The organism is Sphingobium sp. LMC3-1-1.1 (assembly GCF_040676285.1).
GTDB lineage: Bacteria > Pseudomonadota > Alphaproteobacteria > Sphingomonadales > Sphingomonadaceae > Sphingobium.
Genome location: NZ_JBEGHQ010000003.1, coordinates 151,970 through 167,979 on the forward strand (window position 1 = coordinate 151,970; position 16,010 = coordinate 167,979).

The 16,010-nt window shown below is 64.2% G+C and carries 15 protein-coding genes; 7 read left to right on the forward strand and 8 right to left on the reverse strand.

Going from position 1 to position 16,010, the window contains the following annotated elements:
- Position 1: 1 nt before the first annotated feature.
- Positions 2-2,509, reverse strand: a complete 2,508-nt coding sequence (gene gyrB, locus MRBLMC3_RS07565; protein ID WP_363827254.1) for a DNA topoisomerase (ATP-hydrolyzing) subunit B — start codon at positions 2,507-2,509, stop codon at positions 2-4.
- Positions 2,510-2,594: 85 nt separating this feature from the next.
- Between gyrB and MRBLMC3_RS07570 the strand changes: the two genes are divergently transcribed.
- Complete coding sequence (locus tag MRBLMC3_RS07570) at positions 2,595-3,077, forward strand: hypothetical protein (protein ID WP_363739769.1); 483 nt, start codon at positions 2,595-2,597, stop codon at positions 3,075-3,077.
- A 25-nt stretch (positions 3,078-3,102) separates the two neighbouring features.
- Here MRBLMC3_RS07570 and MRBLMC3_RS07575 read toward each other — a convergent pair whose 3' ends face one another.
- Both MRBLMC3_RS07575 and MRBLMC3_RS07580 read right to left on the reverse strand, forming a co-directional pair.
- On the reverse strand, positions 3,103-3,609 hold the full coding sequence (locus tag MRBLMC3_RS07575) for a DUF1993 domain-containing protein (RefSeq protein WP_363827257.1): 507 nt from the start codon (positions 3,607-3,609) through the stop codon (positions 3,103-3,105).
- A gap of 127 nt (positions 3,610-3,736) precedes the next feature.
- Complete coding sequence (locus tag MRBLMC3_RS07580) at positions 3,737-4,339, reverse strand: YczE/YyaS/YitT family protein (protein WP_363827260.1); 603 nt, start codon at positions 4,337-4,339, stop codon at positions 3,737-3,739.
- An 89-nt stretch (positions 4,340-4,428) separates the two neighbouring features.
- Between MRBLMC3_RS07580 and MRBLMC3_RS07585 the strand changes: the two genes are divergently transcribed.
- Positions 4,429-5,892 (forward strand): PLP-dependent aminotransferase family protein, encoded by a 1,464-nt coding sequence (locus tag MRBLMC3_RS07585; protein WP_363756446.1) that lies wholly within the window; start codon positions 4,429-4,431, stop codon positions 5,890-5,892.
- A gap of 92 nt (positions 5,893-5,984) precedes the next feature.
- Here MRBLMC3_RS07585 and ppa read toward each other — a convergent pair whose 3' ends face one another.
- Entirely contained in the window at positions 5,985-6,518 is a 534-nt protein-coding gene (gene ppa, locus MRBLMC3_RS07590) for an inorganic diphosphatase (RefSeq protein WP_363739777.1), read from the reverse strand.
- Between the two features lie 43 nt (positions 6,519-6,561).
- Complete coding sequence (locus MRBLMC3_RS07595; RefSeq protein WP_363827263.1) at positions 6,562-8,481, reverse strand: M61 family metallopeptidase; 1,920 nt, start codon at positions 8,479-8,481, stop codon at positions 6,562-6,564.
- A 152-nt stretch (positions 8,482-8,633) separates the two neighbouring features.
- Between MRBLMC3_RS07595 and hisS the strand changes: the two genes are divergently transcribed.
- From hisS to MRBLMC3_RS07615, 4 genes are all read left to right on the forward strand, one after another.
- Positions 8,634-9,911, forward strand: coding sequence for a histidine--tRNA ligase (gene hisS, locus MRBLMC3_RS07600; protein WP_363827266.1), 1,278 nt, complete (start codon positions 8,634-8,636; stop codon positions 9,909-9,911).
- Positions 9,911-11,002 (forward strand): peptide chain release factor 1, encoded by a 1,092-nt coding sequence (prfA, locus tag MRBLMC3_RS07605; protein WP_414714632.1) that lies wholly within the window; start codon positions 9,911-9,913, stop codon positions 11,000-11,002. Before hisS ends, prfA begins: the two co-directional genes overlap by 1 nt.
- A 55-nt stretch (positions 11,003-11,057) precedes the next feature.
- On the forward strand, positions 11,058-11,885 hold the full coding sequence (prmC, locus tag MRBLMC3_RS07610) for a peptide chain release factor N(5)-glutamine methyltransferase (protein WP_363827269.1): 828 nt from the start codon (positions 11,058-11,060) through the stop codon (positions 11,883-11,885).
- Between the two features lie 318 nt (positions 11,886-12,203).
- Positions 12,204-13,004, forward strand: a complete 801-nt coding sequence (locus MRBLMC3_RS07615) for a DUF4167 domain-containing protein (protein WP_363756444.1) — start codon at positions 12,204-12,206, stop codon at positions 13,002-13,004.
- 94 nt (positions 13,005-13,098) lie between these two features.
- Here the strand turns inward: MRBLMC3_RS07615 and MRBLMC3_RS07620 are convergent, their stop codons facing one another.
- On the reverse strand, positions 13,099-13,473 hold the full coding sequence (locus tag MRBLMC3_RS07620; RefSeq protein WP_133654519.1) for an acyl-CoA thioesterase: 375 nt from the start codon (positions 13,471-13,473) through the stop codon (positions 13,099-13,101).
- Positions 13,466-13,765 carry a hypothetical protein gene (locus tag MRBLMC3_RS07625; RefSeq protein WP_363827272.1) on the reverse strand — a complete coding sequence of 100 codons (300 nt, stop codon included), beginning with the start codon at positions 13,763-13,765 and terminating at the stop codon, positions 13,466-13,468. The genes MRBLMC3_RS07620 and MRBLMC3_RS07625 overlap by 8 nt, the downstream gene beginning before the upstream one ends.
- 74 nt (positions 13,766-13,839) lie before the next feature.
- Here MRBLMC3_RS07625 and MRBLMC3_RS07630 point away from each other — a divergent pair, with 74 nt between their 5' ends.
- The gene (locus MRBLMC3_RS07630) at positions 13,840-14,268 is read left to right on the forward strand and encodes a CBS domain-containing protein (protein WP_133654521.1); all 429 of its coding nucleotides are present in this window, start codon (positions 13,840-13,842) and stop codon (positions 14,266-14,268) included.
- 6 nt (positions 14,269-14,274) lie between these two features.
- On the opposite strand, the gene MRBLMC3_RS07635 is transcribed toward MRBLMC3_RS07630, so the two are convergent.
- Positions 14,275-15,762: a lipopolysaccharide biosynthesis protein gene (locus tag MRBLMC3_RS07635; protein WP_363827274.1), complete on the reverse strand. Its 1,488-nt coding sequence runs from the start codon at positions 15,760-15,762 to the stop codon at positions 14,275-14,277.
- Between the last annotated feature and the right edge of the window lie 248 nt (positions 15,763-16,010).

Sequence of the window (16,010 nt, forward strand, 5' to 3'; positions counted from 1 at the left end):
ATCAGACGTCCAGATTGGCGACGTTCAGCGCATTGTCCTGGATGAACTCGCGCCGCGGTTCCACCACATCGCCCATCAGCCGGGTGAAGATTTCGTCGGCCACGTCAGCCTGCTCGACCTCCACCCGCAGCATGGAGCGATTATCGGGGTCCAGCGTGGTTTCCCAAAGCTGTTCCGCATTCATTTCGCCCAGGCCCTTATATCGCTGGATCGCCAGTCCCTTGCGCCCGGCGGCGAGGATTGCCTCCAGCAATTCGCTGGGTCGGGTGACCGCAGTCGAACCCTTGGTCGCGACCGGTAGTTCGTCCTCTCCAGCATCCTCGGCGGCGGCTGCCGCCTTGGCCGTGACCAGCCGGCTGGCGGTGCGATAGCTGTCCGCTTCCTCGGTCGCGATGGCGTGCAGCTTGCGCGCTTCGGCCGAACCGATGAAGCCTGCCTCGATCATATGGTGGTCGGTGACGCCGCGCCACAGCCGCTCGAAATGAAAGCCGCCCTCCTCCGCGATCCGGCCGCTCCACCTGCCTTCATCGTCCTGCGCGTCCATCCAGCGGACGGTGTTGGCCAGGCGATCGGCCTGCGCCTCCTGGCTGAGTTCCGGATCAAGCGCGGCGTTGATCGCCAGCGCCTCGATGATTGCGGGATTGTAGCGCCGCGGGACATAACGCATAACCGCCCGCATCCGCCGGCCATGTTCGATCAGGTGGCGCAGGTCTTCGCCTGAGCGCATGCCGCCGGTCGTTTCCAGCGCCATGGATTCAACGCCATTGTCGACCAGATACTGTTCCAGCGCGGCTTCGTTCTTGAGGTAGACCTCCGACCGGCCCCGCGTCGCCTTGTACAGGGGCGGCTGGGCGATATAGAGATGGCCCGCCTCGATGATCTGCGGCATCTGGCGGTAGAAGAAGGTCAGCAGCAGCGTGCGGATGTGCGCGCCATCGACGTCGGCGTCGGTCATGATGACGATCTTGTGGTAGCGCAGCTTTTCCAGGTTGAAATCATCGCGGATGCCCGTGCCCATCGCCTGGATCAGCGTGCCCACCTCCTTGGACGACAGCATCCGGTCGAAACGGGCGCGCTCGACGTTCAGGATCTTGCCCTTCAGCGGCAGGATCGCCTGATTATGGCGGTTTCGTCCCTGCTTGGCCGAACCGCCGGCCGAGTCACCCTCCACCAGGAAGAGTTCGGACTTGGCGGGGTCGCGCTCCTGACAGTCGGCCAGCTTGCCGGGCAGGGACGCGATGTCCATCACGCCCTTACGCCGGGTGAGTTCACGCGCCTTCTTCGCGGCTTCGCGCGCGGCGGCGGCGTCGATCACCTTCTGCACGATCAGGCGGCCATGCTGCGGGTTTTCTTCCAGCCACTCCGCCATCTTGTCCGCCATCAGGCTTTCCAGCGGCTGGCGCACTTCGGACGAAACCAGCTTGTCCTTGGTCTGCGAGGAGAATTTGGGGTCCGGCAGCTTCACCGACACGATGGCGGTAAGCCCCTCCCGCATGTCTTCGCCGGTCAGCGAGACCTTTTCCTTTTTCAGCAGCCCCGATTTGTCCGCATAATTGTTGAGCGTCCGCGTCAACGCCGCGCGGAACGCGGCAAGGTGCGTGCCGCCGTCCCGCTGCGGAATGTTGTTCGTGAAACAGAGGACATTTTCATAATAGCTGTCGTTCCATTCCAGCGCGACGTCGATGGTGACGTCGTCGCGGCTGCCCGAAATGGCGATGGGATCGGGCATCAGCGGCTGCTTGTTGCGGTCCAGCCACTTTACGAAGGCCGCGATGCCGCCCTCATAGAACAGCTCGATCTCTTTCTTCTCCTCATGCCGTGCATCGACCAGGAACAGCCGCACGCCCGAATTGAGGAAGGCGAGTTCGCGATAGCGATGCTCCAGCTTCTCGAAATCGAATTCGGTGTGGTTCTTGAAGGTGCCGCCGTCGCCGGGCACTTTCTCGGTCGAGGGAAGGAAGGTCACGCGCGTGCCCTTCTTGCCTTCTGGCGCGTCGCCGATCACCTTGAGCGGAGCGACGGCGTCGCCATAGGCAAAGCGCATATAATGCTCCTTGCCGTCCCGCCAGATATGGAGGTCAAGATATTCGCTGAGCGCGTTCACCACGGAAACGCCGACGCCATGCAGGCCGCCCGACACCTTGTAGGCATTGTCGTCCGAGGTATTCTCGAACTTCCCGCCAGCGTGGAGCTGGGTCATGATCACCTCTGCCGCCGACACGCCCTCTTCCTTGTGGATGTCGGTGGGGATCCCGCGGCCATTATCCTCGACGCTGACTGAACCGTCGGGATTGAGCGTGATGAGGATGCGGTCGCAATGGCCGGCCAGCGCCTCGTCTATTGCATTGTCGCTGACCTCGAACACCATGTGGTGCAGGCCCGAGCCGTCGTCGGTGTCGCCGATATACATGCCCGGGCGTTTGCGAACGGCGTCCAGACCTTTCAGGACCTTGATGCTGTCGGCGCCATAGGCGTTGTTGTTGGGGCTGTTCTGAATTTCCTCGCTCATGCCGAGCATATAGGGAAAAGGTCCAGCAAACTAAAGCGAAACATGGCGGCTATCGCCTGCCCGAAGCAAGGTCTATCACGCGCCTATGCGCATGATCCTAGCCCTGGCCCTGATGCTTGCCGCCTGCTCCAAGAGCAGCGACGTGCTGGAGGAACTGCCCAACAGTTCCCTGGCGGGTGCGCCGCGGGACGAGATGCCCGATACCCGGCTGGAATCGCATCTCGTCCGCCCCGTGACCATCGGAGAGGACGGTCCGCGCCTCGACGCCTGCGGCGCCATGGGCCAGGCGGTGCGCGTCGGCGCCAGGGGCGCGTCGGTGCGTGCCGCGCCCTTTGCCGACGCCCGGGAAACCGCCCGGATGGCGGAGGGCAGCCGCGCCTGGATCTGCACCCGCAGCCTCGACCAGAAGTGGCTGGGGATCGTGCTGGCTCCCGAACCCCCGGCCGACAATGCGACGGCGCCGATCGATTGCGGCGTCGCTGAACCGGCGGATCGCAAGCAGCCCTATGACGGCCCCTGCCCCAGCGGCTGGGTGTCGAGCGCCGCGATCCGGCTGATCGCGGGCTAGGGAAGAGAGCGTCGAGGTTCTGCGCCTAGATGCCGCCCAGATAGTCCAGCTTGCCCAGAGGCACGTCCGCCTGGCGCAGCAGGGCATAGGCGGTTGTCACATGAAAATAGAAATTGGGTAGCGCAAAGCCCAACGCATGGTTGCGGCCGGTGAAGGGGAAATCGCCGCGTGGGGTCTTGAGCACGACCTGCGCATCCTCCTGCCCGTCGATGCGTTCGCGAGGCACGGATTCGAGGAAAGCGATCGTCTTGGCGATCCGCTGCTGCAACTCGGCAAAGCTCTGTTCGGTGTCGGGCATGGGCAGCGGGTCAAGTTGGCCGATGCGGATGATCGCGCCCTTGGCGCTGTCGCTGGCGAATTGGACCTGGGCGGTGAGGGGCGCCATGTCCTCGATCAGCCTCGCGCTGGTCAGGGTCAGCGGATCGATTCCCTTTTCCTGGGCATAGGCGGCGGCCTTGTCCAGGATCGCGGACAGGTTGCGCAGACCCCGGATGAAGGCGGGAACGGTCAGATCATATAGATCGGTGGCCACTAGGCTCTCCTCATATCGTGCCGATAGGATGCCATAGATATGGCGGCTGGTGCCGCTGTCGATACCCAGGTGAAATAAAAGGACCGGCCGGCGGGTCTCCGTGCCGGCCGGTCAGGGGGCAAAGGGTTCAGAGGAGGACGGGCGCTTCCCGCGGCGCGATGGTGAAGAAGGGCAGGGCATGGTGGACGATCCAGCCGATCGTCGCCGCATAGAGCAAAGTCCCGAGCCCAACCGTGCCGCCCATCAGCCATCCGATCGCCAGCACGCCGATTTCGATGCTGGTGCGCACCCATTTGACCGGCCATCCCGTCCGGCGGCAGAAGCCGGTCATCAATCCGTCGCGCGGTCCCGGTCCCAGCCCCGCGCCGATATAGGCGCCACCCGCAATGCCATTGAGGACGATCCCCGACGCCAGCCAGATGCAGCGCATGGCATAGCCGTCCGGCGTCGGCAGGATCATGAGGCTGAGGTCCACGGCCGTCCCGATCACCGCTATGTTGCAGAGGGTGCCCAGGCCCGGCCGCTGGCGCAACGGCCACCACAACAGCAGGACCGCCGCGCCGACCAGATTGACCGTCATGCCGAAGCTCAGGCCGAGCCGCGACGCGAGCCCCTGATGCAGCACATCCCAGGGATCAAGGCCGAGATTGGCGCGCAGCATCACGGCCATGGCAAAGCCATAAAGGTTGAGGCCCCAGAAAAGCTGGAAAAGGCGGCGCGGCATCATCATGGCTTTTCACATCGAGCAAAATGGCCTTTTACAAAACAGCCATTATCGGATAACTGGCCTCTTCGTTCTCTGGATCGGAAGCCTTTGCCATGTCCACTTCTCTTCTGCGGCCCCCTTCCCTGCTTCGCCTGCTGGGTGCCTGGCGTGCAGAGGGCAGCGCCGAACCGGCCTATCGCCAATTGGCGCAGGCGCTGCGGATGCTGGTGCTGGACGGGCGCGTCGGCCTGAACGTCCGTCTTCCCGGCGAACGGGAACTGGCCGCCGCGCTGGGGCTGAGCCGCACGACCATTGCCGCCGCCTTCGACCGGCTCCGCGACGAGGGCTTCCTTGAAAGCCGGCAGGGATCGGGGAGCGTCACGCGCCTGCCGCCCGGCCGGATGGAACAGGCCCTGCCGGAGATCGAACTGACCGATGGTGTGGATATACTGAACTGGACCCATGCCGCACTGCCGGCTGCGCCTGGCGTTGGTCGCGCCTGTCAATTGGCGGTGGAGGCCTTGCCCGCCTTTCTGGGCGAACTGGGCTATGATCCTTTGGGCCTGCCGCCGTTGCGCCGGGCGATCGCGGCCTATTATGAGCGGCGCGGATGCCCGACCAGTCCCGACCAGATCATCGTCACCAATGGTGCACAGCAGGGACTTTCGCTGCTGCTGCACTGGCTGGCGGGGCCGGGGGACCGGGCGGTGATCGACCATCCAACCTATCATAATGCGATCCAGGCCCTGCAGCGCGCCCATGTCGTGCCGGTGCCGGTCGGCCTGCCGGCGCAGGGATGGGACATCGACGCGATGGAGGCGGCCTTTCGCCAGACCAGCCCGCGTTTCGCCTATATCATCGCGGATTTCCACAATCCGACCGGGCGCAGCATGGACCCGGCCACCCGCCGCGCATTGGTGGCGGCGGCGACGCGCAGCCACATGCCGCTGATCATCGACGAGACCATGGCGGCAATGGGCCTGGACAATATGCCGCCGCCGCCGGTCGCCGTGCATGATCCTTCGGGACGGCAGGTCATCACCCTGGGCTCTGCCAGCAAGATCTTCTGGGGTGGATTGCGCGTCGGGTGGATTCGCGCCGATCCTCAGACCGTGGCGGCGCTGGGCCGCCTGCGCACGACGATGGACATGGCCAGCCCGGTGGTGGAACAGCTTGCCGTCGCGCATTTGATCGACGGTGATGAAGGACTTGGTCCACGGGCGGCGATGCTGCGCGGACGCCGGGACCATCTGCTGGCTCTGATCGAGCGGCACCTGCCGCATTGGCGTGCCGAATCCCCCGCCGGCGGCCTGTCGCTATGGGCGGAACTGCCGCGGGGGGAGGCGACGGCGCTGGCCGCCATTGCCGAGAGCCACGGGGTGCGTGTCGCGCCGGGGCCGCGCTTTGGCGTGAGCGGGGCATTCGAGCGCTTTCTGCGCCTGCCCTTCACCCTGCCGGAGGAGCAGTTGACGATGGGCGTGGAGCGGTTGGCCGAAGCCGATGCGCGGCTTCATGCCCGCACGCCGCGCGGTCGTGATTCGGTGGCCGCCGCGCTGGAGGCGGATCGGCTCATCTGACCTGAGATCACCGCCTCCCCTGGACATATGGAAAAAGGGCCGCGCGGAATGTCCGCGCGGCCCTTTTTTCGCAGAAGCTGCAGCCAGTCGGCTTATTTGCCCGCCTTGTAGCGTTCAATCGCCTCCAGCGTGATGCGGCGGGCGTCTTCCGCGCCGCCCCAGGTGCCGATCCGCACCCATTTCTGCTTTTCCAGATCCTTGTAGTGGGTGAAGAAATGTTCGATCTGCTCCATCACGATGCCGGGCAGATCGTCCTTTTCACCCACATTGTGGTAATAGGGAAAAGTCTTGTTGTCGGGCACGCAGACCAGCTTCTCGTCACCGCCGGCTTCATCTTCCAGGTTCAGCACGGCGATGGGACGGGCGCGCACGACCGAGCCGGGCACGAAGGGCGAGCGGGCGATGACCAGCGCGTCCAGCGGATCGCCGTCGGGCGACAGGGTGTGCGGCACGAAGCCGTAATTGGCCGGATAGCGCATCGGCGTATGCAGGATGCGGTCCACGAACAGCGCGCCGGAAGCCTTGTCGAACTCATATTTGACGGGCTCGCCGCCGACCGGAACCTCGATGATGACATTCAGGCTGTTGGGCGGATCGTCGCCGACCGGGATCAGTTCGATATTCATGGGACTTCAAGCCTTTTTCGATACGCGTTGGCGCTACGGGTGATTATGTTTTCGGTTTCAGCAGCCGGTCCAGGCTGCCTTCACCCTCTCCTGTCTTTTCGAGGCGCGGATAGCGCAGGCCGCCTGAATATGCGAGGGTCAAAGTGCGATAATATTTGTCCTGCTTAAGTATGATCTGCAGCGGCTTTCCGGCCTTGATCGCCGCCTTGAAAACGTCGCCCGAATATTCGTCGCCATTGATCGCGACGATCCTGGAACCGATGGCAAGGCCTGCCTTGAAGGCCGGGCTGTCCCAGACGACATTGCTGATCTCCCCGTCATTCTTGACGATCAGGCCGATGCCGAAGCTCTGGTCGGTGAACTTGCCCGACCCTTCGGCCGCCTTCGTGATGGCGCCCGGCGTGTCGCCATAGACCAGCTTGTAACCGCCCAGGGTGAAGCCGCCCTTGGGCGTTTCCCTGGTGGTGCTGTCGACATATTTCTGGAAGAAACCGGCCCAGTCATAGGGCGCGACCGCGTTGAGCGTCTTGATCACATCCCCGCGATTATAGACGACCTGCCCCCAGTCGCCGGGATTGATGCCGAAAAAAGCCCTGGCGAAATCGTCGAGGCCCCTGGCGCCCCTGGTCTGCTGGCGGATGATCGCGTCCGCCTCCAGCCAGATCATCAGGCCCTCATTGTAATAATCCTCCGACCGTTGCCAGCTCGACCAACCCTTGGGACGCCGGGCGGAGATGATGGGGTCATGGGTGGTGTCTTCCATCGGCCGCCATTCGCGGCCCCGCGCCGTGTCCAGCCTGGCCGCGATATGGGCATAGGCGTCGAGCGTTTCCTGCTTGCTGAACAGACCCGAACGGGCGCCGAGCACATAGCCCCAGAATTGCGTCTGCCCTTCATAGACCCAGAGCAGATTGTCCTGCATCGGCACGTTGAAATCGGGCGTCCACAGCAGGTCGGGGCGGCGGAACTTGCCGTCCCAGCTATGGGTGAATTCATGCGGCAGCAGGTTGCGGTCCAGCAGCGCATCGCCATCGCCCCATTTCTTGAAATAGCCCGGTTCCACCTGATTTTCGGAGGAGCGGTGATGCTCCAGCCCGATGCCGCCCATTTCGTCGGTGATGGCGAACAGGAAGTCATAATGGTCGAAATGATAGGTACCGAAAAGGGCGCCCGCTTCATCGACCAGCTTCTTGTGCTTGGCGATCTGGTCGGGCTTGGCATCCAGCTCGTCGGCATCGTCCGCGACGATGTTGAGCGTCACATTATGGCCAAGGTCGACGGGCTTGAAATAGAGGCCGGCGAACACCGGCGAATCCTGCAAGGCTTCATAATCGATCGTCTCATAGGCGACGGTCGATCCGGTCTTCCTGCCGCGCAGCGCGGTCGCTGCCTGCCAGCCATCGGGATAGGTGACGGTCGCCTGGATCGGGATCTGGCGGGTATAATAACCCGCCGGATAGAGCGACACCGACTCCCACTGAATGTTGAGCATCTTGGGCGTGACGACGACGCGGCCCTGATTGGGCTGGGTGGCGGAAAGGAACTGGAAGGAGGCGACGACCTGTTTCGTCCCCTGCGGAACGTCGATCACGAAGCCGAAGACGTTGAGCGGGTCGCGCTTCCATGCCAGCGGCTTGCCGTCGGCGGTGAAGCTGAGGCCGTCCAGCTTCTCGATCTGCCCGCGCGGCGCGTGATTGCCGGGCAGCCATTGCGGCATCAACAACGTCATGGGCCCGCCCTGGACGACGGGGATGGTTTCCTTGACGCGGAAGATGCGCTGCACCGTGTCGGTGGCGTCGACCTCCAGCCGGATGGCGCCGCCCGGATAGGGCGCATCTTTGGGCGTCGGCGCGGCATTGTCGACCGGCAGCGCCGTGGGTTTGGAGCGGATCGCATCCTGCGCGATGAGCGGGGTTGCGATCGCCGTGGAAAGGAAAAGGGCGGCAGCAAGGCTGCGGATCATGAACATCTCCGAAAAAGCGCTCGGTCGAACGACCGTATAACAACAGAATGGCGAGCCATTCCGCTCTCGTCCACCCCCAACTCTACTTGACATATTTTACGACAAAAAAGCGCGTTTCCTTGATGCGTCTTTATCGTTAAAGGCGCTGCCCCATGGCCAAGATCGAAACCCCGCGCCCAAAGACCCCTAATCCGGTGCGCGGCACGCAGGACATGCTGGGCGGCACGAGCGAAGCGTTCCAGGAACGTTTCGCCCATGTGGTCGCGACCTTCGACCGGGTACGCAGGCTCTACGGCTTCCAGCGGGTGGAAGTGCCCGTGTTCGAATCGACGGCGGTGTTCGCCCGCTCTCTGGGCGAAAGCACGGACGTCGTTTCCAAGGAAATGTACACGTTCGAGGATCGCGGCGGCGACAGCATCACGCTGCGCCCCGAATTCACGGCCGGCATCTCCCGCGCCTATATCACCGAAGGCTGGCAGCAATATGCGCCGCTTAAAGTGGCGACCCACGGTCCGCTGTTCCGTTACGAACGCCCGCAAAAGGGCCGGTTCCGCCAGTTCCACCAGCTTGATGCGGAGATCATCGGCGCAGGCGAGCCGGGCGCGGACGTGGAACTGCTGGTGCTGGCCGACCAGTTGCTGCGTGAGCTGGGCGTGTCGGAAGGCGTGACGCTCAATCTCAACACGCTCGGCGACGGGCCGAGCCGTGAAGCCTGGCGCGCCGCGCTGATCGCCCATTTCGAGGCGCATCGCGGCGAATTGTCGGAAGAGAGCATCGATCGCCTGCACCGTAATCCGCTGCGCATCCTCGACAGCAAGGATCCTCGCGACCGGCCGGTGGCGGACAGCGCGCCGGACATCGACGCCTATCTGACCGACGAAGCGCGCAGCTTCTTCGAGAAGGTGACGGCGGGCCTCGACGCGGCAGGCGTGGCGTGGGAGCGCAATGCCCGGCTGGTGCGCGGCCTCGATTATTACCGTCATACCGCGTTTGAATTCATCACCGATCGTCTTGGTGCGCAGGGCACGGTGCTGGGCGGCGGGCGCTATGACGGGCTGATCGAGAATCTCGGTGGCCCCTCGACCCCGGCGGTCGGATGGGCGGCGGGGATCGAGCGGCTGGCTATGCTGGTGGATGCGCCGGAGATCGCCGGACCGGCCGTCGCGGTCATCCCCATGGGCGAAGCCGCGGAGATCAGGGCCACCGGCATCATTGCGGATCTGCGCCGCGCCGGCGTCGCGTGCGACATGGGCTATCGCGGCAATATGAAGAAGCGGATGCAGCGGGCCAATGCATCGGGTGCGGCCTGGGCCGTGATTCTGGGCGATGATGAACTGGCGCGGGGCGAGGCGGCTTTACGCAATCTCGGCACAGGCGAGCAGGAAGCCGTTGCCTTGGACGCCCTGATAGGGAAGCTGACGGCGCTCTGATGCACATCTCCGCCGAACGCATCGCGCAGATCGAGGCGCGCCGGGACGAGGTGCAGGCGTCGATGACGCGTGCCGACCTCGCACCGGAAGAGTTCGTGCGGCTGTCCAAGGAATATGCCGAGATCGAGCCGGTGGCCAAGGCTGCCCATGAGGTCCGTCGCCTGCGCCAGGAATTGAGCGCGCTTGAATATATGGCGGGCGGCGAGGATGCGGACGCCGATCCGCTGATGCGCGAAATGGCGCAGGAGGAGATGCAGCTCATCAAGGGCAAGCTTCCCGACGCCGAGCGTGCCCTTGCGCTCCAGCTTCTGCCCAGGGATGCCGCCGACGCCCGTCCGGCCATGCTGGAAATCCGCGCAGGCACTGGCGGAGACGAAGCCGCGCTGTTCGCGGGCGACCTGTTCCGCATGTATCAGCGCTATGCCGACGCGCAGGGCTGGAAGATGGAGATGATCTCCGCCAACGCCTCCGAAGTCGGGGGGTTCAAGGAAGTGGTTGCCAGCGTCACCGGCATCGGCGTGTTCGCCAAGCTGAAATTCGAAAGCGGCGTCCACCGCGTCCAGCGCGTCCCCGCCACCGAAAGCGGCGGGCGCATCCACACCTCGGCCGCGACCGTCGCCGTGCTGCCGGAACCGGAAGATGTCGACGTCCAGATCGCTGACGGTGACCTCAAGATCGACATCTATCGCGCATCGGGCGCGGGCGGCCAGCACGTCAACACCACCGATTCCGCAGTGCGGATCACGCACTTGCCCTCCGGCATCGTCGTGACGCAGCAGGACGAGCGGTCCCAGCACAAGAACAAGGCGAAGGCGATGCAGGTGCTGCGCGCCCGCCTATACGAGATGGAGCGTGAACGCGCCCAGAGCGAACAGGCCGGCGCGCGCAAGGCGATGGTCGGTTCCGGCGACCGTTCCGAACGCATCCGCACCTATAATTTCCCGCAGGGACGGGTGACGGACCACCGCATCAACCTGACACTGCACCGCTTGCCGGAAATCCTGGAAGGACCGGGCCTGTCGGAGGTCATCGACGCCCTGGTGGCAGAGGATGAAGCCGCGCGTCTCGCCCAGTTGGACGGCGTGGCGTGACGCTGCGCTCCGCCAAGCGACATGCGTTTTTCCCGCGATCGTGGAAATGACGAACATGGGGGCTGCCCCCGCCCTGCGAGAAGCAACCGAGCGCCTCTCCTCCATCAGCGCCACCCCGCGGCTCGATGCCGAACTGCTTCTGGCCCACGCGCTGGAGATCGATCGCAACGAACTGCTGATGCGGCAGCGCGACCTCAGCGTCCCACCCGCTTTCGAATTGCTGCTCCAGCGGCGGCTGACCGGCGAACCGATCGCCTATATCACCGGGGTGCGCGATTTCTGGACGATCAGCCTGCACGTCACGCCCGATGTCCTCATCCCGCGCCCCGACAGCGAGACGCTGATCGAGGCCGCGATCGGGCATTTCGGCGCGCGAAGCCCCGCCCGCATTCTTGATCTCGGTACCGGCTCCGGTGCGCTGCTGCTCGCCGCGCTCAGCCAATGGCCGCAGGCAAGCGGCGTGGGCATCGACATTTCTCCCGCTGCGCTGGCGGTTGCCAGGTGCAATGCCGACAATCTGGGCCTCAGCCCACGGGCCGATTTCCGCCAGGGTGACTGGGCGGAGGGAATGGACGGCCCGTTCGACCTGATCCTCATCAATCCGCCCTATATCGCCCGCGACGTCGCGCTGTCGGGCGATGTCCTGCATGAACCTGAAAGCGCGCTTTTCGCGGGCGCGGAGGGTCTGGACGACTATCGCCGGATCGCGCCGATGCTGCCCCGGCTGCTGGCGCGGGACGGGATGGCCGCGATCGAGATCGGCTATGATCAGCGGCACAGCGTCTCTGCCCTGCTTGCTGATCAAGGACTTAGCGTTGCGGTCCGCCACGATCTGGCCGGCCATGACCGCTGCCTGGTCGCGACCCTGGGGCGATCCGCCTGACCGCGCAAAGGATTTGCGCCGGCACAAGCGAAAATTGCTTGGTTTATGGCCGGGAAGCCACTACATGGAGCTTAGGGACGGCACTATCCTGAGGATCTGCCCCGTGGGGCCGCGACAAGAAAAGGCCGTTTTCCCGCTCCTTCAAAGTCACGATGGCGCTGCTGCGCAAGCGCCTCTGGCAGGTCAAGGGCATAGGCCGATCGCTCGGCCCCTGCCTGGCGGAGCCTTATCCGGCCTGATGGCCAGGCCGTGTTGAAGGATGGCGACAGAACAGTGTTTTTCCGTGAATGATGGCAAAGTGAACGCAAGGATCAGCTCTTGATCAACAACAGGCAGGCCGGTCGCCGGAATCGCGGCCGGAACAACAATAATGGCCGGCCCAACGGTGGCAATCGGGGCGGCGGTGACAGTGGCAACCGGATCGACAACCGCGCTCGCGGCAATGCGGCCCAGCTTCTTGAAAAATACAGGAATATGGCGCGCGATGCCCAGATGACGGGCGATCGGGTGAATGCGGAATATTATCTGCAATTTGCCGACCATTATTTCCGCGTGCTGGCCGACAATCGCGCCCGTCAGGAGGAGCAGCAGCAGCGGTTCCGTCCCCGGGACGATAATTTCGACGATGGTTTCGACGATTTCGATGTCGGCGAGGAAGCGGGCGAGGATATGCGCGCCGATCAGGCGAGCGACCGCGGGCAGGATTTCGATCGCCGTCGGGACGAGCAGCGCGATTATCGCGAGGGGCGGAACGACCGGGGTCGCCGCGATCGCAATGAACGCAACGACCGGAACGACCGCAACGAACGGCGCCGGGAGCGTCCATCGGTAGAAGAAGCGCCGTTCGAGGAAAGCGTGGAACAGCGGCAGCCGGAAGTGGCGCCTGAACCGTTCCGCGCGGCTGAACCCGCTTCTGAACCGCAGCCCGAGGCAGAGGCGCCGCGCGCGCGTCGCGGTCGCCCCCGCAAGGCGGCGGCAAAGGAAGAAGGCCAGGGCGGTTTGGATCTGGCGGTTTTGCCGCCCTCGATCGCTCGCGCCGACAATGATGCGGAGCCTGCTGCGGAAACACCGCGCAAGCGGACCCGCCGTGCCCGGCCCGCGGCGGAGGCGGCCGAATAAGGCTCGCTCCTGCCTGATCGGGCGGAAATGAGACCAAAAAGGGGGACAGTGCCGTCGCGCTGTCCCCCTTTTGCTTCCGGTGCAGCCTTGGAGATCAGGCCGGCAGCGGACGCGGCCGGTGATTTCCATCCAGGGCGACGAAGGTGAACAGTCCGCTCGTCAGTTCGACCTTCATTCCCTGTCGTCCCCGCGTCGCGATGACGTCGATGCGGATGGCGACGGACGTCCGCCCCCGCCTTTCCTCCTGGGCATAGACCGATACGATATCCCCCAGCAGGATCGGGGCGATGAAGGTCATGCTCTCAATCGCTACCGTTGCGACGGGCCCTTGTGCGATTCGCGTGGCGACGATGCCGCCCGCTATGTCCATCTGGCTGAGCACCCAACCGCCGAAAATATGCCCATTGGCATTGATGTCGGTGATGTGAGGCACCACCCGCAACACCACTTCGCCTCTTTCGTCAGTCATCGGTTGGCCCCTCTTCTTTCATCCGGTCAATCACCTGTTCGTCATGCCCCGTTCCGCTGGACAGAAACGCCAGGGCCATCAGGCCGGTGCCCAGCATGAACGTCAACCAGACGCCCAATACTGTCGCGATGATCATGTGGATCGGCATGGGACCGGCCCACATATGCAGCAAAAGCAGCGCCGCGCCCACGCACAGCGCACCGCCCAGCGTCATCCATCCCATGAGCCGCCGGTATCGTCCCCATGCGATCCTGGCGATCTCTGGATCATCAAGGCCTTGTTTGCGCGTCATCCCTTTCCTTTGGGGTGTGAAAGTGGGATCATCAAGGGACCGAGGCATTTAGTCGGCAGGCAGGGAGGTGGATCATGACGATCGCGACGATTCTGAAGCGCAAGGGACAGGATGTCGTCCAGGTGCAATCGAGCGATACAGTCCTGTCTGTGGTGCAACGGCTGGCCGAACGGCGGATCGGCTGCGTGCCGGTGGTGGATGATGGCACGGTCGTCGGCATTTTTTCCGAGCGCGACCTGGTCTATCGCGTAGCGCAGGAGGGCGCGGCGGTGCTGGAACGCCCGGTCGGGGAGATCATGACCGCGCCGGCGATCACCACGGATGATCGGACGCCTGTCATCCACTGTCTTTCGCTGATGACGAAGCGCCGCATCCGCCATTTGCCGGTGGTCGTCGACGGCACGCTGGTGGGATTGGTGTCGATAGGCGATCTCGTGAAGTTCCGCATCGATTCGATCGAATCGGAAGCGGCGGCTCTGCGCGATTATATCCAGACCGCCTGATCCGCCTCAGGCGGGCACTTCGACCGGCGGCGCCTGCCTTGTGACCAGCGCGACCAGTTCCATCAACGTCCCCCGCGCGCACAGCATCAAGGCCGCGCCGAAGGCAAGGGCGCCGGTCGGCACCAATATTCCCAGCCGGATGGGCGCGGGGAGCGCGGGCAGGAGCCGGTCAACGGCGACCACCGCCCCCGCCATCAACAGCGAACATCCCAGTCCCGGCGCGGCCGCCCGCATCAGGTCGATCAACCGCAGCCCCATCGGCGCGCCCGCGAGCCGCGCGGTGATGAGCGTGAGGATCGGAAAGGCGCAAAGCCAGGCCCATGCCAGACCGATCGCCCCGAACCGGATCCCGATGAAGAAGGCGGCCGGCATCAGCAGCGCCCCGACCGCCGCGATGCGCGCCGTTGTCCCCGGACGACCCAGCGCATTGCTGACGGGAGCGAACATCACCTGCAAGGTCATGAACGGCATGGCGAGCGCCAGGACCGCCACGAAAGGCGCCATGTCGCGCCACTTGGCGCCGAACAGCGTTTCCACCAGCGGTCCGGCCGTCACTGCCATGCCCAGATAGACCGGGCAGGAAATCAACAGCAGCAGGCGTACCGCCTTGCAGAAGGACCATGCGATTCGCGACGGATCCTTCTGCATCCGCGCATAGGCGGGGAAAGCCACGTCGTTGAGCGGCGGGATGAATTTGCTGACGAAGATCTGCGTCAGGAACAGCGCTTCGGCGTAAAGGCCGAGTTGATGCGGTTCCAGTACGCGCCCGCCGATGAAGATGTCGGCCTGGCTCTGCACGATCCAGAAAAGCTGTCCGCCCAGCAGCGACGCGCCATAGGCCACCATCGCGCCGGTGCCGCGAAAATCGAAGCTGGGAATCGGCTTGAAGCCGGTCGCCAGCATATAGCCCACGCCCTTGACCCAGAAGCCAGCGATCGGGGCAAACACCAAGGTCCACACGCCCCAGCCGGACAGCGCGCCGGTGAGCGCCACCGCCGCCGACGCCATGGCCGCGATCAGGTTCACCAGCGCAGGCCGCCGGAAATCCATCGCTCGGCCCATGATCGCTTCGGGAATGGAGATGAAGGGCGTGGAAAGATAGAGCAGCGCCTGCACACGCAGCAGTTCGGCGACCTTGGGCTGGTCATAATAGTCCGCGGCCCATGGCGCGATGGCGAGCTGCATCAGCGCCAGCCCGCCGTTCAGCAACAGCATGATGCCGAAGGCCTGCCGCAGGCGATGGCGATCCAGCGTCTCTGACTGGACCAGAGCGCTCACCAGACCATAGCCGTTGAGAAAGGTCGCGAAATTCAAGATCACCTGGGTCATGGCGAACAGGCCATAATCCCTGGGATCGAGCAGCCGGATCACGGCCAACGTGACGACCCAGCTCACCATTTGCGCCACGATCTGGCTTCCCGATCGCCAGAGAATCGCGCTTCTGATCCTTGTGCCAAAAGCCGCGTCATCCGCGTCGGCGTCCTGCAAACCCATTGTCATTCCCATTTTCCGGGCGTCCATGCGCCCTGAATCCGTCCTATCGGCCAAGTCCCAAGAAATTCTGAAATAAAATTGCAAAAAGGGTTTGACGGTTCGGGAAGCCCTCCATATATGCCCTTCACCGACGCGGCGCTGCCCCACTGGGACGGCGGAAGCGGCGGTCGCCGACATAGACGGACGCTGGTCCCCCGGAACGCAAGGAACGGGGTGGGATAGCTGTCCGGTTTATGTTGTGAGGTTCT